The organism is Pseudoxanthomonas sp. z9 (assembly GCF_006542425.1).
In the GTDB taxonomy this organism is placed as follows: Bacteria; Pseudomonadota; Gammaproteobacteria; order Xanthomonadales; family Xanthomonadaceae; genus Pseudoxanthomonas_A.
Genome location: NZ_VFID01000009.1, coordinates 72,199 through 98,360, shown reverse-complemented (window position 1 = coordinate 98,360; position 26,162 = coordinate 72,199). Strand labels below are relative to the sequence as shown.

The following is a 26,162-nucleotide window of genomic DNA, read 5'->3' as shown; positions in this document are numbered from 1 at the left end:
GCGGACCTGTGGATGTTCGGAAGCGGAACTGGAAGCTTACCGTTCCGAAAGCGCGCTGGCTGCGGAAGTTTCGTTTCCGGACCGCGAACCCGCCTGGTTGCGGGCGCAGGCACGGGCGTACTCGCCCAGCCGCAGGGCAATCCGGTGCTGGATCAGCGCCAGTGGATCGGCGGTGAGCGTGCCCGCTTCGATGGCGCGCTGTTGTTCGGGCAGGAACTGGCTCAGCAGGATCATCGGCGGCGCGTGCCGGCGCAGGTTGGCGACCAGGCGATCCACCGCCGCCTTTACCTCCGGCTCGCCCCAGTAGTAGCGGCAGCGGTCGCTGAGCGCGTAGCGGCGCAGCAGGCGCAGTTCGGCCAGGTCGCCGCTGTAGTGGTTCTGCCAGTGCTTCGGTTTTTCCACCATGCAGCGATCCAGCACTTCGGGCAGCTGCGAGCGTTCGGCTTCCGGCAGCAGTTCGTCCTCGATCGCCGCCAGCGCGAACAGCCCCTCGCGATACGCGAAGGTGGCGGCCGGGCCCACCTTGAGGATGGCGAAGTGATCCCGCACCAGCGCGTGCAGCGCGGCTTCGGTCTGGTAGTCGGTGGAATGCGCCTCGAACACGATGCGCGGCTGGCCCTCGACGAAGTCCGACAGCGCGGTGGCGGCGGCCGGATCGTAGTCGTGCACCTGGCTGTGATCGAAATCCACGCCCGGCTGCACCACCAGCGCGATGACCCGCTCCCAGGCCGGAGCCAGATCCGGCGTGGAAAATGCCTGGCGATGGATGTCCAGCGTGCGCGCGGCGGCGGCCGGCGTCGTGACCGCCAGACCGCCTTCCAGCGATGCCTCGCCGCCGGGCACCGGCACTTCGGTGCCGATCACGTACACCGGCGGCGGCAGCCCGGCGTCGGCGGCGGTGCGCTCGGCGACGCGGGCCAGTTCCGCCGAACGCGCGGCGACGATTTCGTCCGGCAGCGGATGCGGATCGCCGGCGCAGGACATGCTGCAGTCCAGGTGGATCTTGTGGAAACCGGCAGCGACGTAGGCGGCGATCAGATCGCGCGCATGCGCCATCGCCTGTTCGGCCGGCAGCTTCTGCCAGGCGTTCGGTCCCAGGTGATCGCCACCGAGGATCAGGCGATCGGCGGGGAAACCGTGCTCCCGCGCGAGCGTTTCGACATAGGCGCGGAACTGCACCGGATTCATGCCGGTATAGCCACCGAACTGATCGACCTGGTTGGAGGTCGCCTCGATCAGCAGCACCGTGTCGTACCGCCGCGCGACCTGCATCGACGCCAGCAATACCTGCTCGTTGCTGGAGCAGATGCTGTACAGGCCGATGTTCTCGCCTTTGCGATGCGCGGCAATCAGGGATTGGACAGCGGACACGGAACAGCCTCCGGGAAAAATCAGGAAATCGGGTGGTGCTGGCGCGCCAGCAGCGCCGCGCCGCGCGCGCCGCCGGCATCGCCGAACATCGGTGGCAGGATCGGTGGCACCCGCACGCCGGTGAACAGATGGGCCGTGATCGCCGCTGGCAGCTCGCGGTACAGGCGTTCGTCCTTGGACAGGCCGCCGCCCAGCACGATGACGTGCGGGTCGATGGCCAGGATCAGGCTGGCCAGCGCGTGGCCGAGCAGATCCCGGTGCACGTCGAGTGCCTGCGTGGCGAGCGCATCGCCCTGGCCGGCGCGCGCGATGACGGCAGCGGCGTCGCCATCGCCGCCGAGGTGGCGATGGATCATCGCCAGTCCGCCGCCGGAGACGTAGCGCTCCACGCAGCCGCGCAGGCCGCAGGCGCAATCGATCACCGGCAAGCCGTGTTTCGCCAGCAGGTGCGCGGCCACGCTCCAGTGGCCCCACTCGCCGGCGATGCCGTTGTAGCCGTCGATCAGCCGGCCTTGCACGCAATAGCCGCCGCCCGCGCCGGTACCGAGGATGGCGCCGAACATGCTGGGCTGGCCATCGGCCGCGCCGCCATGGGCCTCGGACAGGGCGAAGCATTGCAGGTCGTTGCCGAAGTGCAGCGGCCGCCCGATCCGCGCCTGCAGATCGCGGCCGACGGTCTGGCCGCTCAGCGCCGGCACGTTGGCGCTGAGCTGGCGACCGCTGGCGCGATCGACCACGCCGGGCAGGCCGATGCCGATCGCCTGCGCCGGCTGGCCGAGTTCTGTGCCGACCTCGCCAATCAGGGTGGCGACCGCGTGCAGGAAGGCGGGATAGTCGCGCGTGGGCGTGTCGATGCGGCGGCGGTGCAAGACTTCCAGGCGCGCATCGCAGGCCACCAGTTCGATTTTGGTACCGCCGATGTCGATGCCGTAGTAGTGCTGCATGACCAGCTCCGGATCAGCCGTGAGCGTGGATGACCACGCCCTGCACGACACGGTTGACGGTGCCGTCGGGGAAGGGATTGTCAGGGGTCAGGCCGAGCGCGGCCGAGCGGCGCAATGCGTAGCGCTGCGCCAGGGTCAGCCACACCGGCGCCAGCCAGGGATCCGGCAGCGATGGCGCCGCGAGCGAGAAGTCTTCCGCCGCGCCGGTACCGTCCTCCGTACGCGGACCGACCGACAGCACGCGTCCGGCCACGCCGTCGCGACGCAGTTCGTCCAGCAGATCCTGCTCGTAACGGCGCGCCACCGGTTGTGCGCTGCGCATCACCACCACCAGGGTGTCGGCGTCCAGCGTCGACTTCGGTCCGTGGCGGAAGCCGAGCGGCGTATTGGCCAGCGCCAGCACGCGGCCCGCGGTCAGTTCCAGTACCTTCAGCGCCGCCTCGCGGGCGAGCGCCTCCAGCGGACCGCTGCCCAGGTAGATCACGCGCGAGTAGGCGGCGGTGGCGGCCAGCGCGGTGACCGCGCGTTCCCAGTCGGCGAGGGCGCGCCGGCCCAGTGCGGCCACCGTGTGCAGTTGTTCCAGGCGCTGATCCCAGGGCGCGCGATCGAACACCGCCAGCGCCGCCAGTTGCATGCAGGTCAGGCTGCTGGTCATCGCGAACGCGCGATCGCAGCTGGCCGGCGGCATCAGCAGGGTCAGGGTGTCGTCGCGGCCGCGGCCGCGGCGCGCCAGTTCGCCTTCGCCATTGCAGGTGATGTCGAGGAAGCGGCTCAGGGCCACGCGCTCGCGCACCAGATCCACGGCGGCGATGCTTTCCGGACTGGAGCCGCTGCGGCCGAACGACACCAGCAGGGTGGGGCGTTCGCGTTCCAGGTACAGGTCCGGATGGGTCAGCAGGTTGGTCGTATGCAGTGCACGCACGTCGGCGGGCCACTGCGCGTTGATGATGTCGGCGACCATTTCGGCGATGAAACCGGAACTGCCGGCGCCGGTGAAGATCACCCGGTTGCCGGGCTGGTGCAGCCAGTCACCGAGGAACGCATCGATGGCGGCCTGCCGGTCGGCCAGGGTTTCCGCCAGCGCATCCCACAACGCGGGTTGCTGGGCGATTTCTTCGGCGGTGTGGTGTCCGCCCAGGGGCTGCCAGGCGGACAAGTCGGAAAGCAGAGGAGCGTCCATTCATCGTTCCTGTTGGGCATGCGCACAATCTGTGTTTTCTTTCGAAATGTCAAATATCGAAAGATATTGGAAAGTTAGACGTGGCTTCCATTTCCCTGCTTTCGGGAACGAAATCCCCCTACGGGTGCGATCGGAGATTGGCCTGTTAAGCGTCTTGAAGGAGCCGTGGCGAAAATGAATAGCGGGTTCTGAAAGTATTGCTTCGCAACAACTTTCGATATTCAGTAAATATCCTTCTTTTTTCTTTGCAATTTGTTGACATATTTCAAGACGCTGCCCTAGAGTCGGCCGCAATGGTTTCGTACTCCCGCTCACGCGGGCTTGGGGAGCAAGTTGGAAACCCACGTTTGGCATCGCCGCAACCGCTTCGTCGCCCTCGCCTTGCTGGCGTTCGCCGCGAGTGCGCCCGCCTTTGCCGAAAACGTCGGCAACGTGCGTACCCTGCAGGCCGCGCCGGCCCGCGATGGCACGCCCGGTTGGGACATCACCACCGACCGCGGTGCGCGGGTACGGGTGGATCTGCTGCGCGCCGACACCCTGCGCGTGCAGGTCGGCCGCAAGGGCAAGTTGACACCGGCGGGCGACAAGGCCGCGCCGATCGTGTTGCCGCAACCGGCGGGCAAGATCGATTTTGCTTTCGAGGAAGACGCGAAGGAAGCGCGCATCCGCACCGGCGCGCTGGTGCTGCATATCCAGCGCCAGCCGCTGCGCCTGTCGCTTGAGCGGGTGGCCGGCGATCAGGTCATCCCGCTGTGGCGCGAATTGCAGCCGCTGGATCTGGACGCGCAGCAAAGCGTGCAGGTGTTGTCCAGCGAGGCCGGCGAGCATTTCTACGGCGGCGGGCAACAGAACGGCCGCTTCGAGTTCAAGGGCCGCGAACTGGAAATCGCCTACTCCGGTGGCTGGGAGGAAGGTGATCGCCCGAGTCCCGCGCCGATGCTGCTGAGCTCGCGTGGCTGGGGCATGTTGCGCAACACCTGGAGCGACGGCAATTACGATCTGCGCCAGCCGGACCAGGCCACCCTGCTGCACCGCGAGGATCGCTTCGACGCCTACTACTTCGTCGGCGCGGGCCTGCACGAGCTGCTGGATCGCTACACCGCGCTGACCGGACGCCCCGGCCTGTTGCCGCGCTGGGCGCTGTCCTACGGCGACGCCGATTGCTACAACGACGGCGACAACAGGAAGAAACCCGGCACGGTGCCCGAAGGCTGGAGCGATGGTCCGACCGGCACCACGCCGGACGTGATCGACAGCGTCGCCCGCAAGTACCGCGAGCACGACATGCCCGGCGGCTGGATCCTGCCCAACGACGGCTATGGCTGCGGCTACACGGATCTGCCCAAGGTCGTGCAGGGGCTGGCGCGCTACGGCTTCCGGACCGGCCTGTGGACCGAGAACGGCGTAGACAAGATCGCGTGGGAAGTCGGCAAGGCCGGCAGCCGCGTGCAGAAGCTGGACGTGGCCTGGACCGGCAAGGGCTACCAGTTCGCGATGGACGCCAACCAGTCCGCCTACAACGGCATCCTCAACAACTCCGACTCGCGCCCGTTCCTGTGGACGGTAATGGGCTGGGCCGGCATCCAGCGCTATGCGGTGGCGTGGACCGGCGACCAGAGCGCCAGCTGGGACTACATCCGCTGGCACATCCCGACCCTGATCGGTTCCGGCCTGTCGGGCATGGCCTACGCCACCGGCGACGTGGACGCGATCTTCGGCGGCAGCGCCGAGACCTACACCCGCGACCTGCAATGGAAGAGTTTCACCCCGGTGCTGATGGGCATGTCGGGCTGGTCGTCCGGCGCGCGCAAGCATCCGTGGTGGTTCGACGAGCCGTATCGCAGCATCAACCGCGACTACCTCAAGCTGAAGATGCGCCTGACCCCGTACATGTACGGGCTGGCGCGCGACGCGGAAACCACCGGCGCGCCGATCGTGCGCGGCCTGATGTGGGACTACCCCGCCGATCCGCAAGCGTGGACCGAGGCGCACAAGTACCAGTTCCTGCTGGGCCGCGAACTGCTGGTCGCACCGGTGTACCGCAGCCAGGCCGCCAGCCGCGGCTGGCGCCGTGACATCCACCTGCCACAGGGCCGCTGGATCGACTACTGGGACGGCCGCCAGCTGCAGGCCGACGCGAACGGCCGGCGCATCGATCGCCAGGTGGAGCTGGCGACCCTGCCGCTGTTCGTGCGGGCTGGCGCGATCCTGCCGATGTATCCGGAGATGCTGTACGACGGCGAGAAGCCGCTGGACGAACTGACCCTGGATCTGTATCCGCAGGGCGAGTCGAGCTACACCTTGTACGAGGATGACGGCAACACCCGCCGCTACGCCAAGGGCGAGCTCAGCGAACAGGCCATCCGCATGCACGCGCCCGCGCAGGGCAGCGGCGAGGTGCGGGTGGAGATCGATCCCGTGCGTGGCCAGTACGCCGGCCAGTTGCCGCAGCGCCGCTATGCGCTGCGCGTGCTGAGCCGGACGAAGCCGAACGCGGTGGAACTGGACGGCCGCGCGCTGCCGCCACTGGCCGATCGCGCCGCTTTCGACGCCGGCGCCGAAGGCTGGTACTTCGACGCCAAGGAGCGCCGCGGCACCGTGCACGTGCGCGGTGCGGCCACCGACATCCGCCGCGCGCTGGCGTTCCGGCTGGACATCCCGGTCGCCGCGGCGCTGGCCGACGATGCCTTCCCGGCTGCGCCGGAACTGGGCCGCGCGTTGCCGGCCGACAGCCTGCTGGTGGTCAATCGTCCCGCCGAGGAACCCGGGCATCCGCTGGAAAACGCCTTCGACGACGACCCCGCGACCTGGTTCCGCACCGTGCGCAACCAGGCCGTGCGCACCGGCGCGCACGAATGGACGCTCGGCTTCGGCGAGCGTCGCCTGATCGACGGCATCGAACTGGCACCACGCACCGATCAGCACTGGAAGCATGGCCAGGTGCGCGACTATGAAATCTACCTGGCCGACAGCAATGGCGAATGGGGCGAGCCGATTGCCCGTGGCCGCCTGAAGCTGGAACAGGGCACACAGACGATCAGCTTCGCGCCACGCGCCGGCCGCCTGCTGCGCTTCCGCGTGCTGAGCACGCAGAACCCGGACGGTGACGGCGCCGCCGGCAGCGATCCGATGGTGACGGCGGCGCAGGCCGGTACGGTGCGCGCGTTCGATGCCCTGCAGCCGCGCGAAGTCGGGCCGATCACCCTGTCCACCTTCCGCGTGCTCGAACACCAGGATGCCGAGCGCCCGGCGCAGCAGCGCTACCTGTCCGAACTCGAGCCGCCGGCCGGTGTCGCGCGCGACCGCGCCTTCGGCGGCCAGGCCGAGATGCGCATGAACGGCCTGCACTTCCGCCGTGGCCTGGGCGTGGGCGCGGACAGCCGCATCGATATCGAACTCAAGGGCGGCTGGCGCCTGCTGCGCGCCGACCTCGGCATCGACGACAGTTGCCGCGAGGCCGGCGGCATGCAATTCCAGGTCTGGGGCGACGATCGCCTGCTGTACGACAGCGGGATGGTGCGCGCACCGGGCGTGGTCAAACCCGAACTCGACATCCGCGGCCTGCACCGCCTGAGCCTGCGCACCCTCGGCGCGCAGGGCGCGCGGCCGGCACAGGTCTGCGGCAACTGGGCCAATGCTGTCCTGATGGGACAGGAGGGCGATACCGCCACCATCTCCCCACCATAACCCGCTCCACAAAAAAAGTTTCACGTCGTCTCCCCCGCCTTGTGACTGCGGCCTGTTGGCCGTGGCCCGGGACCGCTGTTGCCTCACGCAAGCCCAAACCACCACAGCAGCGCCGCGCGCTGCACCCCCGAAACGAGGAGAGAACCCGATGTCGTCCGCAAGCCGCCGCCAACGCTGTATATCCATCACGCCACTGGCCCTCGCGCTGGGCACGGCGCTCGCCATGACCGGTACGGTCGCGGCGCAGACCGCCGAGACGCCGAAGGAAGACGGCAAGGCCACCGAACTGGCCCGCATCGAGGTCACCGGTTCCAACATCAAGCGCACCGACGTCGAGACCGCCTCGCCGGTGCAGATCATCAGCCGCCAGGACATCGAGAACATGGGTGCGCGCACCCTGTTGCAGGTGCTGGACAACCTGCCGGCCGCGCGCCCGGCGCAGCAGGACTTCAAGTCGCTGTTCACCGGCTCGGACGGCGCCTCGCAGGCCAACCTGCGTGGCATGGGCGCGCAGGGTACGCTGGTGCTGCTCAATGGCCGCCGCCTGTCGTACTACGGCGCGCCGGCCGGCTTCCAGACCCAGTTCGTCAACATCGACGCGATTCCCGCCGCGGCGATCGAGCGGATGGAAGTGCTGACCGACGGCGCCTCGGCCGTGTACGGCACCGATGCGATCGCCGGCGTGATCAACGTCATCACCAAGAAGTCCTACCAGGGCCTCGAGGTCAACCTGACCACCGACAGTTCCTCGCGCATCACCAGCTATGGCGAGCACCAGGCCAGCATCACCGGCGGCTTCGGCAACCTCGACGAGGATCGCTACAACGTCTACGCCTCGCTGAACCTGTATCGCCGCGACCCGATCCCGCTGAGCGACTGGTACGACAAGAAGCCCGGCCAGTACTACGTCAACAACCCGAACTACATCAACAATTTCCGCCTGGGTACCGGCAGTGCGCCGGGCACGTTCAATCCCGGCAGCTACTTCGCCTTCGATCCAGTCACCGGCCGGCGGGTGCAGGAAGCCGCGCCGGGTTGCCAGAACGTGGTCGTCGAAGCCGCCGGTCCCCGTTGCATCTGGCAGACCTGGATGAACAACGAAATTGACGCGGGCGCGAAGTCCGAGCGCATCACCGCCTACGTCAATGCGCACTTCCTGATCGGCGAAACCACCGAGGCGTTTGCTGAGGCGACCTACACCGACATCGATCTGCGCGCCAACGGCGGCACGCCGCGCGCGTTCGGCACCACCACCGGCAATCCGACCAGCTGGTTCGCCCGCAATACCGGTACCAACGTCAATCAGTTCTTCTATCCCTATCTGGGCCCGAACAACGTCTACAACCATGCCAGTCCCGAACTGCGCGCGCTGATGGGCGGCGTGGTCGGCCTGCAGTATCTGATGCAGGACGTGGGCAAGAACCACTTCGGCCAGCGCAATACCGACAAGAGCTATCGCGGCCTGGCCGGCCTGCGCGGCAGCTTTGGCGACTGGAACTGGGAAACCGCGTTCGCCACCGCCGGCACGCATTCGGTCACCTACCAGACCGTCAACGTCAACCTGGACGGTTTCGCCCGGGCCTTCGGTCCGTTCACCGTGGATCCGGGCACCGGCCGCGTGATCATCTCGGACAATCCCGCCTACCGGTTCGGCGAGATCAGCGAAGCCAATGCGAAACTGCTGCGCGAGGCCTACCCGACCTTCGATATCCAGTCCTGGACCCGCCTGCACACCCTGGACGGCAAGGTCGAAGGCCCGCTGTTCAACCTGCCGGCCGGCGAAGTACGCGCGGCCTTCGGCTTCAACGTCAGCCGCGAGACCTTCTACACGCCGGGAAATACGGATGCGGCCAATGGCAAGATCACCCAGCAGGGTGGTTCGTGGTTCGATGGCAGGCGCACCACCAGCGCGCTGTTCGCCGAAGTCGTGGCCCCGCTCACCGAGAAGCTGGAACTGGACGCGGCGCTGCGCGTGGACAAGTATCCGAACTTCGACGCCAACGTCGCACCGAAGATCGGCCTGAAGTACCAGGCGCTGCCGACGGTGATGCTGCGTGGCACCTACTCGGAAGGCTTCCGCGCGCCGAGCCTGGCCGAAGCCGGTACCGGCGGCGTGTTCGCCCAGCTGGGTGGCTTCGAGGATGACGTCCGCTGCGACGAGACCAATGCGATCGCCAACCTGCTGCTGCAGTCGAACCGTCCCGGCGACGTGGATCTCGGCAACTCGCTGCTCAACGTGGATTGCAGCCGCACCGTGGCACGCATGACCCAGCCGAACCAGAACCTGCAGCCGGAGAAGGCCAAGATCGCCACCCTGGGCGTGGTGCTGGAGCCGTTCGACTGGCTGTCGGTGTCGGCCGATTACTGGTTCATCTACCGCCGCAACCAGATCGCCGCGCCGGACTACAGCAAGGAAACCGACATCGTGTCGATGACCCGCAATCCGATCACCGACAGCGACCGCGCCGCGGAAGCCGCGGTGGCCGCGATGTGCGCGGATCCGACCAGCGGGGTGACCTGTCCGGGCACGCTGCCCACCTACAGCGTGGGCAACGTGGCCAGCGTGGTCGGCCAGTACAAGAACCAGGGCCGCACCCTGATCGATGGCTTCGATGTCGATGCGCGCGGCCATTTCCCGCTGGGCCAATGGGGCGAGCTGAACGTCGGCGTGGCCGCGACCATCGCGCGCCGCAACGAGGCTTACCTGGATGATGAGACCCGCTGGTACTACGGCAACACGATCGGCTACTACGGCAACCCGCGCCTGCGCGCCACCTTGAATGCCGACTGGACCTACGGCGAGGTGACCACCAGCTTCTTCGTCAACTACGTCGGCAAGACCAAGTGGGCATGGGACCGCGTCGACGCGCAGGACAACTCGCCGGAAACCTGCACCGCCGGATCGTTGCCGGTGGATCCGGACAACTGCAATGGCGTGCCGGCCTGGTGGACCGCCAACCTGGGCCTGTCCTGGCGGCCGGATGACCATTGGCACGCCGGCTTCACCATCAAGAACCTGTTCAATCGCATGCCGTTCTACGATCCGAACAGCTTCCTGGGCGACTCCAGCGACTACGCCAGCATTTTCGGCCGCAGCTACAGCTTTACCGTAGGCTACAAGTTCTGACGAAACAAACGCGCCGGTCCGCCGGCGCCCTGTCACAGGGAGTTCCGCTGCAAATGAAACGTAGAGAGTTCATCCTCGCAGGAGCCGCGCTTGGCGCGGCCACCCTGCTGCCGACCACGCCGGCCTGGGCCAGCAAGCGCAAGATCCGGCTGGGCATGATCGGCACCGGCATGCGTGGCCAGGTCCTGCTGAAGGAGCTGCTGCGCCGTGACGACGTCGAGGTCGCGGCGCTGTGCGACATCGAGCCGGTCATGCTCAAGCAGGCGCTGGACATGGCGGCCAAGGCCGGCAAGCCGGCGCCGAAGGCGTACGGACAGGACGGCGACACGCACGCCTATCGCCGCCTGCTCCAGCAACGCGGGCTGGATGGCGTGATCATCGCCACGCCGTGGGAATGGCATGCGCCGATGGCGATCGAGGCGATGGAAGCCAAGGTGGCGGTCGGCTGCGAAGTCGTCGCCGGCGTCACCCTGCAGGATCACTGGGACGTGCTGGCCGCGCAGCAGCGCACCGGCACGTCCTACATGCTGCTGGAAAACGTGTGCTACCGCCGCGACGTGATGGCGGCGCTGCAGATGGTGCGGGCGGGCCTGTTCGGCGAACTGGTCCACCTGCAGGGCGGTTACCAGCACGATCTGCGTGCGGTCAAGTTCAACTCCGGCAATCCGGCCGAGCCCTACGGCAGCGGCGTGGAATTCGGTCCCAAGGGCTGGTCGGAGGCGCGCTGGCGCACCGAGCATTCGGTCCGCCGCAATGGCGAGCTGTATCCCAGCCACGGCATCGGCCCGTGCGCCATGTATACGGGCATCAACCGCGGCAACCGCTTCACCCACATCAACAGTTTCGCCACCAAGGCGCGCGGCCTGCATGAGTACACCGTGGCCAAGAGCGGCGGCACCACCCACCCCAGCACCCAGGTGAAGTTCAAGCTGGGCGACGTGGTCACCACCACCCTGGCCTGCGAGAACGGCGAGACCATCCTCCTCCAGCACGATACCTCGCTGCCGCGCCCGTACTCGCTCGGGTTCCGCGTGCAGGGCACCAGGGGCCTGTGGATGGATCTCAACCAGTCCATCCACATCGAGGGCCGCAGTCCGGGACACAAGTGGGAGCCGTTCCAGGGCTACCAGGACGAATTCGATCATCCGCTGTGGCGCAAGTACGCGCAGGATGCGGAAGGCGCCGGCCACGGCGGCATGGACTACTTCGTCATCCATGCCTTCGTCGAGGCGGTGAAGGCCGAGGCGCCGATGCCGATCGACATCTACGACGCGCTTGCCTGGAGCGCGATCACGCCGCTGTCGGAGCAGTCCATCGCCGAAGGCTTCAAGACCCTGGAGTTCCCGGATTTCACCCATGGCCTGTGGAAGTCCCGCAAGCCGATCTTCGCCTTCGACGCCCGCTATTGATCTTGCAGCGCCGGGTTCGCCCGGCTTTCGCCCGTCCTCTCTCCATGGGGCCGGGCCGGCCCGGCGCTGCAGATCGCGCGGATCAGCGGAATCGCCGCGCGTAGCCCACGTAGATCTGCAGGTCGGGACTGTCGTCATTGAGCCCGGCATTGACGCCCGCATCCCATTGGGCGTCCTCGCCGCGCTGCCAACCGAATGACAGACCGGCCAGCGCCTCGGTGACATGGCCTTCGGGATCGCGATCCCGGGTCAGCGAAACTTCGAACGATCCGGACACGGTGTCGCTCACGCCGAATCCCAGCCCGGCCACGGATCCATAGCTCAGGTGCCGGCCATCGCCGTCGCCGTCCACGGCGGCTTCGACCTGCGGGGTGAAACCCAGCGACACCGTGCCCAGTTCGATGCTGATCGGCAGCCGCAGACCGGCGCTCCAATCCTCGGCACCCACCGGCGCGCGGCCGCTGGGCAGGTTCGCATAGGGCATCAGCGCCAGCGAGAAGCCGCCGCCGTCGGGATTTCGCAGGTTCTGGCGCAGGGCGAGGCTGACATCGCCGAAACGCGAGGCCCGCGTGGTCGTGCCGGACAACGTGTCGCGTTCGCGCACACGGCCGTAGGCGGTCCAGCCCATCTGCGCCTCCAGCGTGTCGTTCAGGCCGAAGCGCAGCAGCGCGTCGCCGGTCAGGAATTGTTCGCTGCGCAGGCCGGGTGAACTGTCACGGGTCCAGTCGGCCAGGCCGATCTCGAACACCGCGTCGCCGCGTTCCACCGTACAGGCCGGCGTGCCCAGGCCCGGACGATCGGGACACAGGTCACGGGGTTCCGATGCCAGCACAGGCGCGGTCGCCAGCCATGCGGCGGCAAAAAGGAAACCACGCATCCATTTCTCCCTCGAACTCCGGTCCCGGCATTGAACCGGGGTGGGCGACGGGAATCAATGCCGCGGCGATCGCGCCATCACTCGTCGTCGTGATCGGGCAACGGCGATGCGGGAGCGCCTGGCGTGAACTCGCCTGGTTTGACGTAGGCGGCGAAGACGATGTCGATGACTTCGGCGCCATCGCGCATCAGATCGAACAGCTCCGGTTCCAGCATCGCGCTGTAGAGCACGCCCGACAGGCTGGCATGCAGGATTCGCGATGCCGTGGCCGCATCCGCGTCGTCGCGGAGCTGGCCCAGGTCCCGGGCGCGCTGGAAGGCGAGGGTGATGATCTCCAGTTCCTCGAGCGTGCTTTCGTGCTGCAGATCCTGCATGGCCTGGCTTTCGGCCGACAGGTCATTGCGCAGCATGATCTCCATCATGTTGCGTGCGCGCTCGTCCTCCGCCAGTTCCTGGATGGACACCAGCAATGCCGAACGCAGATCCAGCACCGGCGTGGTGCGCTTGGGAGAGTAGGTGCGGCGCAGGCGCTGGATGAAGGTGACGCGCTCGCGGTTGATCATCGCCTCGAGCACCTCGGTCTTGTTCTTGAAATGCCAGTAGACCGCGCCGCGGGTATAGCCGGCGCGGGCGCCGATCATCGCCAGGGTGGTGCCGGCGACTCCGTGTTCGTGGAAACAGGCCTGGGCGGCGTCGAGGATGCCTTCCCGCGTCGCCTGCGCTTCTTCTTTGGTTTTTCTGGCCATCTGCCTTGCGCATTCGCTGGGTGAAACCGGGCTGAATTGTACCGGTTTACAAACAAACATTCATGAATGTATATTTCGTGCCCCGCACTGGGCCCAGCCGGATACCGCGCTCCGCGGGTAGCCAGGCCCGGTGCGCGTTTCCCGCTTTTTGACAGCCATTAGCGCCGCCATAGCGCATTTTGGCCGCCAATCGGCGCCCGAATCCCCACTTCGACCCCACCGCCATGTCCCGAATCCCGCTCCCCTTCCTCGCCCTGTCGCTGGCGATCGGCCTGTCCCTGTCCGCCTGTGGCGGTGGTGAACCGGAGGCGCCGCAGGGCGGCCCCGGCCAGGTCACCGTGACCACCTTGAAGACCGAACAGGTCGGCCTGACCCGGGAACTCCCCGGCCGCACCCAGGCGTTCCTGGTCGCCGAAGTCCGCCCGCAGGTCAACGGCATCGTTGCCCGCCGCCTGTTCACCGAAGGCGGCGTGGTCAAGGCTGGACAACCGCTGTACCAACTCGACGACGCCAGCTATCGCGCCCAGGCCAACACCGCCCGCGCGCAGCTGGCGCGCGCCGAGGCCACCGCCCACGCCGCCCGCCTGAGCGCGCGCCGCATCGGCGAGCTGGCGAAGATCGACGCGGTCAGCCAGCAGGATCTGGAGAACGCGGTCGCCGCGCAGCAGCAGGCCGACGCCGATGTCGGTGCCGCCCGCGCCTCGCTGGACGCGGCCAACGTGACCCTGGGCTATGCGCGGATCACCGCGCCCATCAGCGGCCGCATCGGCAAGTCCACGGTCACCCAGGGCGCCCTGGTCAATGCCGGCCAGGCCGAAGCGCTGGCCACGGTGCAGCAACTGGATCCGATCTACGTCGACCTCAGCCAGTCCTCGGCCGAATTGCTGCAACTGCGCCGCGAACTGGCGGCCGGGCGATTGCAGGACAACCAGCAACTGCCGGTGAGCATCCTGCTCGAAGACGGCAGCACCTTCGATCACAAGGGCATGCTGGAGTTCTCCGAGGTCAGCGTCGATCCCGGCACCGGCAGCTTCGGCCTGCGGGTGAAGGTCGACAATCCCGAGGGCGTGCTGATGCCCGGCATGTACGTGCGCGCGGTGATCGGCGGTGGCGTGCGCAACGACGCGCTGCTGGTGCCGATGCAGGGCATCGCCCGCGACCCGAAGGGCGATACCACCGCGATGGTGGTCGGCAAGGACGGCAAGGTCGAAGTGCGGCCGGTCAAGGTCAGCCGCGCGCTGGGCGACAAGTGGCTGGTCGAGGACGGCCTCAAGGCCGGCGACAGGGTCATCGTCGAAGGCCTGCAGAAGATCGGCCCCGGCATGCCCGTGCAGGCCACCGAGCGGGACGCCAGGCCGGCAAGGACCGCGACGTCCACGGCGCCGGCCGCCGTCCACGGCGCGCGGTAAGCGGAGAATCCCATGGCACGCTTCTTCATCGACCGACCCATCTTCGCGTGGGTCATCGCCATCATCATCATGCTCGCCGGCGGCCTGGCCCTGTTCAAGCTGCCGGTCTCGATGTATCCCAACGTCGCGCCGCCGGCGGTGGAAATCAGCGCGACCTATCCGGGCGCCTCGGCCAAGGTGGTCGAGGATTCGGTGACCCAGATCATCGAGCAGAACATGAAGGGCCTGGACGGGCTGATCTATTTCTCGTCCAACAGCTCCGCCAACGGCATGGCGACGATAACCCTGACCTTCGAGAGCGGGACCAACCCGGACATCGCCCAGGTGCAGGTGCAGAACAAGCTGCAGCTGGCGATGCCGCTGCTGCCGCAGGAAGTGCAGCGGCAGGGCATCAACGTGGCCAAGTCCAGCTCGGGCTTCCTCAACGTGCTGGCCTTCGTCTCCGAGGACGGCAGCATGGACGAGAACGACATCGCCGACTATGTCGGCTCCAATGTCGTCGACCAGCTCAGCCGCGTGCCGGGCGTCGGCAACATCCAGGTGTTCGGCGGCAAGTACGCCATGCGCATCTGGCTGGATCCGAACAAGCTGCACACCTACCACCTCTCGGTACCGGAGGTGGTCGCCGCGATCCGGGCGCAGAACGCGCAGGTCGCCATCGGCCAGCTCGGCGGCGCGCCGGCGGTGAAGGGCCAGCAGCTCAACGCCACCATCAACGCGCAGTCGCGCCTGCAGACGCCCGAACAGTTCCGCGACATCGTCGTGCGCAGCGCGCAGGACGGATCGGAACTGCGCCTGGGCGACGTGGCCCGGGTCGAGCTGGGCGCCGAGTCCTACGACTTCATCACCCGCTACAACGGCCAGCCGGCCAGCGGTCTGGCGATCACCCTGGCCACCGGCGCCAACGCGCTGGACACCGCGGCCGGCGTGCAGAAGACCCTCGACGAACTCACCCCGTTCTTCCCGGCGGGCCTGAAGGCCGAGACGCCCTACGACACCACCCCGTTCGTGCGGGTGTCGATCAAGGGCGTGGTGAAGACCCTGCTCGAAGCGATCGTGCTGGTGTTCGTGGTGATGTACCTGTTCCTGCAGAACTTCCGCGCCACCCTGATTCCCACCATCGCCGTGCCGGTGGTGCTGCTGGGTACCTTCGGCGTGCTGGCCGCGCTGGGCTTCTCGGTGAACATGCTGACGATGTTCGCGATGGTGCTCGCGATCGGCCTGCTGGTCGACGACGCCATCGTGGTGGTGGAGAACGTCGAGCGCATCATGTCCGAGGAAGGACTGTCGCCGCTGGAGGCCACCCGCAAGTCGATGGGCCAGATCACCGGCGCGCTGGTCGGCATCGGCCTGGTGCTGTCGGCGGTGTTCGTGCCGATGGCGTTCATGAGCGGATCCACCGGCGTGATCTACCGCCAGTTCTCCGCCACCATCGTGTCGGCGATGGCGCTGTCGGTATTGGTCGCGATCGTGCTGACCCCGGCGCTGTGCGCGACCCTGCTCAAGCCGCTGAAGAAGGGTGAGCATCATGTCGCCCATCGCGGCCTGGCCGGTCGTTTCTTCAATGCGTTCAACCGCGGCTTCGACCGTTCCAGCGAAAGCTACCAGCGCGGCGTGCGTGGCATCCTGGCGCGACCGTGGCGCTTCATGGGCATCGTGCTGGGCATGTTCGTGCTGATGGGCGTGCTGTTCGTGCGACTGCCCAGCGCGTTCCTGCCCAACGAGGACCAGGGCGTGCTGATGGCGCTGGTGCAGGCGCCGGTGGGCGCCACCCAGGAGCGCACGATGGAATCGATCCAGGCACTGGAGAACCACTTCCTGGAGAACGAGAAGGGTGCGGTGGAGTCGGTGTTCTCGGTGCAGGGCTTCAGCTTCGCTGGCATGGGCCAGAACGCGGGCATGGCCTTCGTCAAGCTCAAGGATTGGGGCGAGCGCGGCGCCGAGGATGGCGTGATGCCGGTGACCGGCCGCGCGATGGTCGCGCTCGGCGGGATCAAGGACGCCTTCATCTTCGCGTTCCCGCCGCCGGCGATTCCGGAACTGGGCACCGCCTCGGGTTACACCTTCTTCCTGAAGGACAACGGCGGCCAGGGCCACGAAGCCCTGTTGGCCGCGCGCAACCAGCTGCTTGGCATGGCGGCCGAAAGCGGCCAGCTGGCCAACGTGCGTCCGAACGGGCAGGAGGACACGCCGCAGTTCCGCATCGACATCGATGTGGCCAAGGCCAGCGCACAGGGCCTGTCGATCGAGCAGATCAACAGCACCCTGGCGACCGCCTGGGGCAGCCAGTACATCGACGACTTCGTCGACCGCGGCCGGGTCAAGCGCGTGTTCGTGCAGGCCGACCAGCCGTTCCGCATGGTCCCGGAGGACTTCGATCTGTGGTCGGTGAAGAACGCCGAGGGCCGGATGGTGCCGTTCAGCGCGTTCGCTTCCAAGCATTGGGACTATGGCTCGCCGCGCCTGGAACGCTACAACGGTGTTTCGGCGATGGAAATCCAGGGCGAACCGGCGCCCGGCGTGGCCTCGGGCGACGCGATGGCCGAGATCGAACGCCTGGCCGCGCAATTGCCACCGGGCTTCGGCATCGAGTGGACCGCGCTGTCGTACCAGGAACGCCAGGCCGGCGCGCAGACGCCGCTGCTGTACACACTGTCGCTGATGATCGTGTTCCTCTGCCTGGCCGCGATGTACGAGAGCTGGAGCGTGCCGACCGCGGTGTTGCTGGTCGCGCCGCTGGGCATCCTCGGCGCGGTGCTGGCCAACACCTTCCGTGGCATGGAGCGCGACGTCTACTTCCAGGTGGCGATGCTGACCACGGTGGGCCTGACCAGCAAGAACGCCATCCTGATCGTGGAGTTCGCCAAGGAGAATCTGGAGCGGGGCGTCGGCCTCATCGACGCCACCATGAACGCGGTCCGCGATCGCCTGCGCCCGATCATCATGACTTCGTTGGCGTTCGGCCTTGGCGTGCTGCCGCTGGCCATCGCGGCGGGCGCGGGCTCCGGCGCACAGCGGGCGATCGGCACCGGCGTGCTCGGCGGCATGATTGTCGGCACCGTGCTGGGCGTGTTCTTCGTGCCGCTGTTCTTCGTGGTGGTGCAGCGCGTTTTCAGTCGCAAGAAGCCCGCCGCGAATATCGGAAACGCGGAGATCCAGGGAGAAACCCATGCATAAGCCTTCGACCGCCGGCCTGGCGCTGGCGATGACCCTGGTGCTGTCCGGTTGCGCGACGCTCGCACCGCGCGGCAGCGAAGTGGCGCCGTCGATTCCGTCGCAATGGCCGGCGTCGCACGCGGCCGGCGATGCCTCGCCGGCCCCGGCCGTGGCCGATGTCGCCGATATCGGCTGGCGCGAGTTCTTTCCGGATCCGCGCCTGCAAACGCTGATCACCCAGTCGCTGGACAACAACCGCGACCTGCGCGTGGCCGCGTTGAACGTGGTGCGCGCCCGCGCGCAGTACCGCATCCAGCGCGCCGACCGCATGCCTTCGTTCAACGTGCAGGGACAGATGACCCGCAGCGGCGGCGATGTCCCGGTCAGCGAGCAGTACAGCGCCAATCTCGGCGTGGCCGGGTTCGAGCTGGATCTGTTCGGCCGCGTGCGCAATCTGAGCGACGCCGCGCTGCAGAAGTATTTCGCCGAGACCGAGAACCGGCGTGGGGCGCAGCTGACGCTGGTGGCGGAAGTCGCCAACGCCTGGCTGACCCTGGGCGCGGATCGGGAACAACTGCGGATCGCCCAGGCCACCCTGGCGGCGCATGAGGACTCGTTGCGCCTGATCGAGGCCCGCCACCAGCGCGGCGGCTCGTCCGCGCTCGACGTGAGCCAGGCCCGCACCCTGGTCGAAACCGCGCGCACCGACGTGGCGCGCTTCACCGGCCAGGTTGCGCAGGATCGCAACGCCCTGGTGCTGCTGGCGGGTGGCCCGGTCGACGAGGACCTGCTGCCGCAGGACAACCTCGCCGACATCGCCGCACTGCGGCCGCTGCCGGCCGGCCTGCCGGGCGACGTGCTGCTGCGGCGCCCGGACGTGATGGCCGCCGAGCATCTGCTGCTGTCGGCCAATGCCAATGTTGGCGCCGCGCGCGCGGCGTTCTTCCCGTCCATCCAGCTGACGGGCGCCATCGGCTCGGCCTCGACCGAATTGTCCGGCCTGTTCGACGGCGGCACCCGCGCGTGGAGTTTCATCCCCCGGATCACCCTGCCGATCTTCCAGGGCGGGCGGCTGCGCGCGAACCTGGGCATGGCCACGGCCGATCAGGACATCGCGCTGGCCCAGTACGAAAAGGCGATCCAGTCCGGTTTCCGCGAAGTCGCCGACGCGCTGGCGCTGAGCGACAGCCTGGACGGGCAACTGGCCTCGCAGCGTGCGCTGGTGTCCGCCACCGAACAGGCCGAACGCCTGTCGCAGGCCCGCTACGACGCCGGCCTGGACAGCTTCCTCACCCTGCTCGACGCCCGCCGCGCCGCCTACGGCGCCCGCCAGTCGCTGGTGAACACCCGGCTGGCGCAACAGTCCAACCAGGTCGCGCTGTACAAGGTGCTGGGGGGTGGTTGGCGTGAGGACGGCCTGGCGCACATCCGACCGCAGCAGTGAGTCGAAAGCAGCCCGACAAGCGCCCGCCTGATCCTCCCGCGGACGGCGTTCAGTAGCGCGCCGCGGTCAGCGGCGCATCCGCCCACTGCCAGGCCGCGGCTTGCCGGCGCGAAGTCGCGCGCGCGGCGTCGGCCTGGCCGAGTTTGGCCTGCGCCTGTGCCAGGCCGAGCAGCGACCAGCCATTATCGGGATAGGTCTTCAGATCCTGGCCGAAGGCTTCCGCGGCACCTTGGGCGTCGCCGGTTTCGAGCAGTGCGGCGCCCAGATAGAGCCGTGCCGGCAGTGGCCAGTCGGCGGGTTCGTTGTAGGCCAGGGCGTCCTCGGCGGCGACAGCCTCGCGCAACGCGGCGATGCCGTCCGCCGTCTTGCCCTGCGCACGCAGCAGTTCCCCGCGCAGCAGGGCGTCGGCGACCCGCAACACGCCATCGGCGTGGTTGATGTCGAAGAAGCTCACCTTCGTCATTGCCGGATCGTTCGCGATCGCGTGCAGGGCGCCGGCTTCGCGCGCGGCTTCGGTCACCGCGCCCTTGCGCAGGTGCGCCATGCCCCGGGCGAAATGCCGGATGGCGGCCAGATAGGGCAGTTCCGGCGATGTCGCGGTGTCGGCCAGGATGGCGTCCCAGTCTCCGAAACGGACCCGGGTGAGCAGGGGCGTGGCCACGAACTGCTGCATGAACTCCATCGGCGCCTGTCCCATCGCGGCGCGATCCGCGCGACTGGCGGTCTGTTCCGCCGCCTGCAGCGCCAGGGTGCGGGATCCGGTCAGGCCCGTGGTCATGGTGGCGAAATGCCAGTTGTGCGGCACATAGCCCAACGGGTAGACGCCGTTGCTGCCGCGGCACACCGCCAGGAAATCCTTGTCCGCGGTGGTCGCGGCGAAATTGGTCAGGGTTGCATCGTGGTAGCGGCCGACGCGGATGTAGATGTGTGCGGGCATGTGCACCAGGTGGCCCGAGCCGGGCGCCAGCGCGGCCAGCGCATCGGCGTAGCGTTCGGCACGCTGCGGCGCGGGCGAGGCTTCGACGGCATGGATGTAGTAGTGCATCGCGCCGATATGGCGCGGATTGCGCGCAAGTACCCGTTCCAGTTCGCCGAGCAGGCGCGGGGTGAATTCCGTGGGTGTGCCGTCGGTGTTCCAGTATGCCCAGGGCGACAGATCCATCAGCGCTTCCGCGTACAGGGTCGCCGCGTCGTCGTCGTCGGGAAACTGCGCGACCACCCGCGCCATCGCGTCGGCATAGGCGCGATCCAGCGGCTTGCGATCCTCCGGCGCCGGATCGGCGTAACGTGCCTGCAGGGCCTGGATCAGCGCGCGATCGGCTGGGCGTGCCGAACCGGCGAGGTGCGCGGCGCGCGCGGCGAGGGCCGTGGCGTCCTTCGCCTGCTCGGGATCCATCGGCAGGTTGATGTTCGGCCCCAGCACCAGCGCCTGGCCCCACACGCACATCGCGCATTGCGGATCGAGCCGCGCCGCCTCGGCGAATGCGCGTCCGGCCGCTTCGTGGTTGAAGCCGTAGGCCATGCGCAGACCCTGGTCGAAGTAGCGTTGCGCCGCGGGCACGCGGGTGGCCACGTCGCGATGCAGGTCGCCGAAGGTGTCGAACAGGGGCAGGGCTGCGGAGGCGCGGGGCGCGGGCGCGGCCTCGGTGGCCGCCTTGCGGGTTGAATCGCAGCCGGCCAGCAACAGCGTCGCCAGCAGCGGCAGGAGCAAGGAACGACGGATCATCGCGGTCTCCCTGGGCGGTGTACTCGTCACCAACGGCGTCAGCGAGCCGAAAGCGGACAGGGACAGCCAGGCAGGTCGAGGGAACCAGGGGAGATGGGGCGCGTTCGGGGCGTCTCGGGGTCCTGAGTCGCCGCCACGGCCTAGGCGTGCGTCCGGTCGGTGTCCCCGTGGTCCGCCCATCAGTTAATGAGCCCCCCAGAACCAGAGGTAAGTGGGAATCTAAAAGGGCTCCGACCCCACAACCCTACACTCTCACCAACCTCTGGCTCGCGCAGATTGCGAAGTCTTCGTGCCGTGGTCGCCGTAGAGCCTTACCGCAAAGGCGAACATGCACCAGGCCTAATCAGGCCTTGAATAAGGACCAAAAAACAACGCCTTATCGACGGCTGCGCCACGCGCATCGGCGTACGCAGGGCATACATAGAACAACACAAGTGGCGGAGCAATCCCGCGCTCTTGCAAGCAGCTGCTAACACGCTATAGGTAATTGCGTTCAACCGCTCCGGCGGCGCCTTAGCGTTTCCGAGCCAAGGACCCAGGGGAGCCAATCAACGGGAGGGCATATGGTCGACCCATAAACACAAAACCCCGTCGAAACGGGGGTTTGAGGAGTACTGCGTAAATGAGTTGGCGCTCCCTTACGACACTACGCCTCCCACCCCTCTCTGTCAAATGGCCCTCGCTAGGGGCCCGGGCATGCCTTTGCCCGAAGAATGGAGATGGCAATGCACGACGAAGTACAACAGCGCCTGGAACGAATCTGGGAGGGCGTGACATACCTTCCGGCTTTTCGAAGGCTAACGCCTCGAGGAGTAGCCTATGCGCGGGACGCTCTGTTCAATGGCCCTTCAAGAGAAGTCGGAAAAGGGGCCCTGTTCAACAACACCGGGGCCATTCAGACAGCCAGTGGCCTTGAAGTGGATTTCGAGTCCGAAAGCGGGGAAGCGACATTCATCCTGCTTTGCGAGTCGGAGGGCACGCCTCTCCTGCTGCCGCAGCCGCCCCAGATCACTGTTCTCGCTTATGACGCGAGAGGACGACGCCAACATCGCCGGCAGCGGCCCGATTACCTAAAAATCGCCGCCAATGCTGTCCATCTGGTTGAGGTAAAGCCACTCGCAAAACTGGAAAGCATCCGGGCACGCGCTCCCGCGGACTGGTCCGTCAACGATGGCCAATGGTCATATCTGCCAGGAACAAATGCCGCCCAGCTTATGGGGATGGACCATCAAGTCTTCTGCACGGAGCAGTATTCGCCTCAGTACCGCGCCAACCTTCGATACATAGTCGCGGCACGAAGACGCTCAAAGGCCGAGCTGCCCGTCCGACTGAACCGGTGCTTGCATGTGGCTCTATCAGAGCGCCCAAGGACAATTCGCGAACTGCTTGAAGCATCTACGGAACTAGATGCCGATCACATCCTAGATCTCATCGAAAGAGGCGAATTATTCGGGCTGCTGCACCACCAAACCATAGGGCCCGATTTCCTGGTGTTTGGCAACGAGAGCCAGCGTGACCGCGCACGGGCCGAAATCGAGTCATATCGCATCAACGAGATACGCCCAGGCTCATATGCTCATCGCTTGATCAGAGCCACCCAAGTCGAGCGAGATCACGCTGTCGCCTGTTCCCTTAGATACAAGGAACGACGAAGCAACGGTGATCCGATGAACTCAACGGACCACCGCCATAGAAATGGCATGAACGCCGCTATTGCGGAAGGTGCTCCCGCTATTGCCGGGTTGATTCCTCGCTTCTCAGATCGGGGTGGTCAAGGGACGCCTCTTCCAGGCGAACAAATCGCAATGCTGCGAGCCTTCCTGAAGGAGTACCTCGTCGAACTAAAGAAGAAGCCGAGTGCATCTGAGGCTCATGCAGAACTTGTGCGACGCAACGGAGGGAGCGGTGTCGGACTCCCCGTAGTAGAAACAGTTAGAAAGTACTTGGCAATGGAATTTACCCCCGAGAGAGCAGCTGCACTCTATGGCGGCGCTCGCGCAATACAAAAGGCCCGGCGGAAAACAGAGGGCGCCCATTGCATAGAACGAGTGGATGTCGGTGGCATGTGGAGCCACTGCGACGCGGTCTACGCCGATGTGGTTCCCGACGACGACGAGGACTGGAAGATTACGAGGCCAGTAGTCTTTCCATTGGTCATGGCGAACAGCTTGTATATCGCTTCAGCCGGGATCATGTTTGGAAAGCCAAGCTCGCTGGGCTTCCTCATGGCCTTGCGAGCCTGCGTTCATGACCACGGGTGGTTGCCGAAAAGCATTTGCGTTGATGGAGGGCCTGAGCTCAGTAACGACGCCTGGAAGGAAGTGGCCGCCTCCCTAGGCGTAGACCGCGTCAAACGTCCTGTTGCCTGCTCCAGAGCAGGTGCGGAAGTTGAGTCGGTCAACGGTGCACTGAATGCCTACCTCCAGACAATAGCTGGCGGCACCTATCACGACCAGGCTGGCCGGGACTCCGACGGAAAACGGAAAGGGCGGCGAACGGCCCAGCATGATATGCAGAGGGTCGTGCGCGAGATTCTTGGTTGGATAGACGACTGGAATGGAACCAGGCATGGAGACAGCTTTCGAACGCCAAGGGAAGCGTTTGAGGACGAGCTCATGGCATTCCCAAGCAGCGTGGTCCCGATCTCAATGGACGAGAACACACGCTACTTAACCAGCTATCCAATTAAGGCGAAGGGATTCACGTACGAGCGTGGCGTTGCATTTGCTGGAAGACGATACGCCTGTGACCAAGCTTCCAGGCTCATACACCAAGGAGAAGCGCCAGGAGGCCTCCGACTCGATGTTTTCGACCCGTCCACGCTCTGGACCATTGCTAGTCTTGGCTTGCTCCGCCTGACATCAAATGATCACCATCGAATCGCAGGAATGTGTCGCGTTGAAAGAATTCTGGCTGTGGCCGAGCGAATGCGCTACCACATCGTATCGAAGAGAAACCAGGCCAACTATCGACTGATACTGGCCAAAAGAAGAAGCGACCTGAAGGCCACGGATGCCGCAGAACGTTGCGCGGAAGCTGCACCGTCGCATTCCCAAATTGCCAGTAACGCGGTGCCGCGTGCTAGTAGCAAGCCCTCTTTCGCAGACCTTGCTCAGCTACCTCGTTCTGGTCTGCGGATCGTCGGAGGTGACGTTGATGATACGGCCTGAGACCTCGGACCAAAGAATAAATCTGGTGGAGCACAAATCATTCAGTTTCGTGATGAAATGCTGCAGAGAATTAGACAACTCTCCCGCAGGTACCGTCGCGTTCGTGGTTGGCCCAAGTGGAGCCGGAAAAACTGAACTGTCATATCTGATCGGCCCGCAGATCTACGGCGGAGGGCGAGAAGAGTCCGGAAAACAGCTATGGGTTCGAGTGAGCGCGGAGAATCCCCAGGCAGGATTTTTTACGTCCAAGTACTTGATCGGGCAGATTCTCGAGGAGTTTCGGGATCCATTTCACGGGATGACGCATTCTCTTCCGGAGGGCCTCCCTCCCGAGCAAGTGGAAAGACTCAGGTTCGCCCTGACAAGAATAGCTAAGGGGATAAGGGCAAGTGAAGAAGATACGCGCAAGGCCGCCATATCGATAGCCAGAGCCCTTTCTTGCCGAATGCTAATCCTGGACGAGGCCAACTTGATGGTGCTCACCAAGAAGGGACGTCCTATCGAGGTCTATCTCGAAAGCATACGGACACTCGCGAAGGCAATGGGCGTAAGGGTGCTCATGCTGGGGACTCTTTCGCTGCTCGACTATGTGGACTACAGCGCTCAGATAAGTCGCATCGGGTTGATATGGCATCTCGACAGGATGAAGGACGACTCCGAGGAGGCGATGCTCGAGTTCCTGTCGTTCTTGGATCAGGTTCAAAGCGACCTTGGTCTGGGGGATCTTCTAACCGGCAATGCAGAAGCCCTATACGAGGCCACCTATGGAATCCCCGGTGAGTTGATCTCGCTGTTGGAGCGAGCAAGGATCAAAGCTGCGGCCGATGGCAGAACGGACATCGAATTTCGACACGTCGAAGATTCGCTGCCGTTGCAAGTGGTCCGTGAGCGAATGCGGGCTGAAGCGGATCTCATCGAAAACTTCGTCAGCGGAAAGCCAATTAGCCTTCCGCCGGGGATCCTCGGACTCAGCCGTCGCGATCGCAGCCGGAAGGCGCGGGGGAGGGAATGAAGATCCTTGCCCCCCTGGAAGCTATGAGCGCCGGCACACCATATGCTGAGTCCTTTCACTCGGTTCTCCAAAGGTTGGCAGCAACCCATAACGTTTCATTCACCAGGCTCCTCACGTTTATTAAGGCAATCAATGAGACGTCCACCAGAGCTAGAGTGTTCGATCTGGCCGGATCGTTGATGGGGACCGGTGCCGGCGCCCGCGGACTAGTCGCGACCTATCACGAACTGAGCGGTGCACCCGATCTAACCGGTCATACGCTCCAGTACTTGGCCAACGTGATCTCACCTAGGGCGACATGGGCATTCACGCCAAGCCAAAGGTGGTGCCCGATCTGCATCAATCCGGACAAGGCTGAAGGCTATGGCCAGTTCGCTCACATGCTTCGACAGGTACATAGCTGCCGCTTGCATAACATGAGGCTTCGGAGTCTATGTCCGGAGTGCGACAGACCCCAGAGCTATATTGCGTCGATCGCTTTGCATCCGCTTTGTAGCCATTGTCGTGCCCCTCTGTGGACCAAATCCAGTGATGGAGCCGCACTATCCCGATACGATGCCTGGGCAGAGGGGCAACTGTATGAGCTGGTCGGATATCTTTCTGATCGTGATAGGGCGAAACCAAGCGGCACATGGCTTGTGGACGCTGCCGACACCTTGCGGCAGTTGGGGGACGAAGCTATTGCGCGCTTCCAGGGGCGCGATTCGAGTCAGGCAAAACTGCTTCGTCGCCAGCCAAAATACGGTTATACGTTGCCTATCCTACTCTGGCTGGCCGCCACACATTCGACGAATTTGGTGGACATCATTCTGAGGCCAAGAGAGGTCCTGAGCGGGGTATTCCCTCAGCTTGCACCGGTCCGTAGACAAGGCGAACGGCGATACGTTTCGCCAGCGGAAGGTTG

The 26,162-nt window shown here is 65.8% G+C and carries 14 protein-coding genes; 8 read left to right on the top strand and 6 right to left on the bottom strand.

The window, feature by feature from the left end:
• Nucleotides 1-36 precede the first annotated feature (36 nt).
• The 3 genes from FG323_RS11370 to FG323_RS11360 are packed head-to-tail and all read right to left on the bottom strand — an operon-like array spanning nucleotide 37 to nucleotide 3,495.
• A complete protein-coding gene (locus tag FG323_RS11370; RefSeq protein ID WP_141454758.1) occupies nucleotides 37-1,371 on the bottom strand; it encodes a D-tagatose-bisphosphate aldolase, class II, non-catalytic subunit in 1,335 nt (444 codons plus the stop codon).
• Nucleotides 1,372-1,391: 20 nt separating this feature from the next.
• The gene (locus FG323_RS11365) at nucleotides 1,392-2,315 is read right to left on the bottom strand and encodes an ROK family protein (RefSeq protein ID WP_141454756.1); all 924 of its coding nucleotides are present in this window, start codon (nucleotides 2,313-2,315) and stop codon (nucleotides 1,392-1,394) included.
• Between the two features lie 13 nt (nucleotides 2,316-2,328).
• Nucleotides 2,329-3,495, bottom strand: a complete 1,167-nt coding sequence (locus tag FG323_RS11360; protein ID WP_141454754.1) for an SIS domain-containing protein — start codon at nucleotides 3,493-3,495, stop codon at nucleotides 2,329-2,331.
• A gap of 381 nt (nucleotides 3,496-3,876) precedes the next feature.
• Here FG323_RS11360 and FG323_RS11355 point away from each other — a divergent pair, with 381 nt between their 5' ends.
• The 3 genes from FG323_RS11355 (at nucleotide 3,877) to FG323_RS11345 (ending at nucleotide 11,718) form a co-directional block, all read left to right on the top strand.
• Nucleotides 3,877-7,182 (top strand): TIM-barrel domain-containing protein, encoded by a 3,306-nt coding sequence (locus FG323_RS11355; protein WP_141454824.1) that lies wholly within the window; start codon nucleotides 3,877-3,879, stop codon nucleotides 7,180-7,182.
• A 148-nt stretch (nucleotides 7,183-7,330) separates the two neighbouring features.
• Nucleotides 7,331-10,309, top strand: a complete 2,979-nt coding sequence (locus FG323_RS11350) for a TonB-dependent receptor (RefSeq protein WP_141454752.1) — start codon at nucleotides 7,331-7,333, stop codon at nucleotides 10,307-10,309.
• 53 nt (nucleotides 10,310-10,362) lie between these two features.
• Nucleotides 10,363-11,718 carry a Gfo/Idh/MocA family oxidoreductase gene (locus FG323_RS11345; protein ID WP_141454750.1) on the top strand — a complete coding sequence of 452 codons (1,356 nt, stop codon included), beginning with the start codon at nucleotides 10,363-10,365 and terminating at the stop codon, nucleotides 11,716-11,718.
• 82 nt (nucleotides 11,719-11,800) lie between these two features.
• Here the strand turns inward: FG323_RS11345 and FG323_RS11340 are convergent, their stop codons facing one another.
• Together FG323_RS11340 and FG323_RS11335 are read right to left on the bottom strand one after the other, a co-directional pair.
• Nucleotides 11,801-12,595 (bottom strand): transporter, encoded by a 795-nt coding sequence (locus tag FG323_RS11340; protein ID WP_141454748.1) that lies wholly within the window; start codon nucleotides 12,593-12,595, stop codon nucleotides 11,801-11,803.
• A gap of 77 nt (nucleotides 12,596-12,672) precedes the next feature.
• On the bottom strand, nucleotides 12,673-13,341 hold the full coding sequence (locus FG323_RS11335) for a TetR family transcriptional regulator (RefSeq protein WP_141454746.1): 669 nt from the start codon (nucleotides 13,339-13,341) through the stop codon (nucleotides 12,673-12,675).
• Between the two features lie 224 nt (nucleotides 13,342-13,565).
• Here FG323_RS11335 and smeD point away from each other — a divergent pair, with 224 nt between their 5' ends.
• From smeD to FG323_RS11320, 3 genes are read left to right on the top strand one after another with little or no spacing between them, the layout of a single operon-like run.
• The gene (smeD, locus tag FG323_RS11330; protein WP_141454743.1) at nucleotides 13,566-14,750 is read left to right on the top strand and encodes a multidrug efflux RND transporter periplasmic adaptor subunit SmeD; all 1,185 of its coding nucleotides are present in this window, start codon (nucleotides 13,566-13,568) and stop codon (nucleotides 14,748-14,750) included.
• A gap of 12 nt (nucleotides 14,751-14,762) precedes the next feature.
• Nucleotides 14,763-17,927, top strand: coding sequence for a multidrug efflux RND transporter permease subunit SmeE (gene smeE / locus FG323_RS11325; RefSeq protein WP_141454741.1), 3,165 nt, complete (start codon nucleotides 14,763-14,765; stop codon nucleotides 17,925-17,927).
• Complete coding sequence (locus tag FG323_RS11320; protein ID WP_141454739.1) at nucleotides 17,920-19,350, top strand: efflux transporter outer membrane subunit; 1,431 nt, start codon at nucleotides 17,920-17,922, stop codon at nucleotides 19,348-19,350. The genes smeE and FG323_RS11320 overlap by 8 nt, the downstream gene beginning before the upstream one ends.
• Nucleotides 19,351-19,399: 49 nt before the next feature.
• Here FG323_RS11320 and FG323_RS11315 read toward each other — a convergent pair whose 3' ends face one another.
• Nucleotides 19,400-21,076 carry a tetratricopeptide repeat protein gene (locus tag FG323_RS11315; RefSeq protein WP_141454737.1) on the bottom strand — a complete coding sequence of 559 codons (1,677 nt, stop codon included), beginning with the start codon at nucleotides 21,074-21,076 and terminating at the stop codon, nucleotides 19,400-19,402.
• Between the two features lie 725 nt (nucleotides 21,077-21,801).
• On the opposite strand from FG323_RS11315, the gene FG323_RS19690 reads away from it, so the two are divergent.
• Nucleotides 21,802-24,246: a hypothetical protein gene (locus FG323_RS19690; protein WP_181444187.1), complete on the top strand. Its 2,445-nt coding sequence runs from the start codon at nucleotides 21,802-21,804 to the stop codon at nucleotides 24,244-24,246.
• Nucleotides 24,247-24,271: 25 nt separating this feature from the next.
• Complete coding sequence (locus FG323_RS11310) at nucleotides 24,272-25,258, top strand: TniB family NTP-binding protein (RefSeq protein WP_181444186.1); 987 nt, start codon at nucleotides 24,272-24,274, stop codon at nucleotides 25,256-25,258.
• Nucleotides 25,259-26,162: the final 904 nt, after the last annotated feature.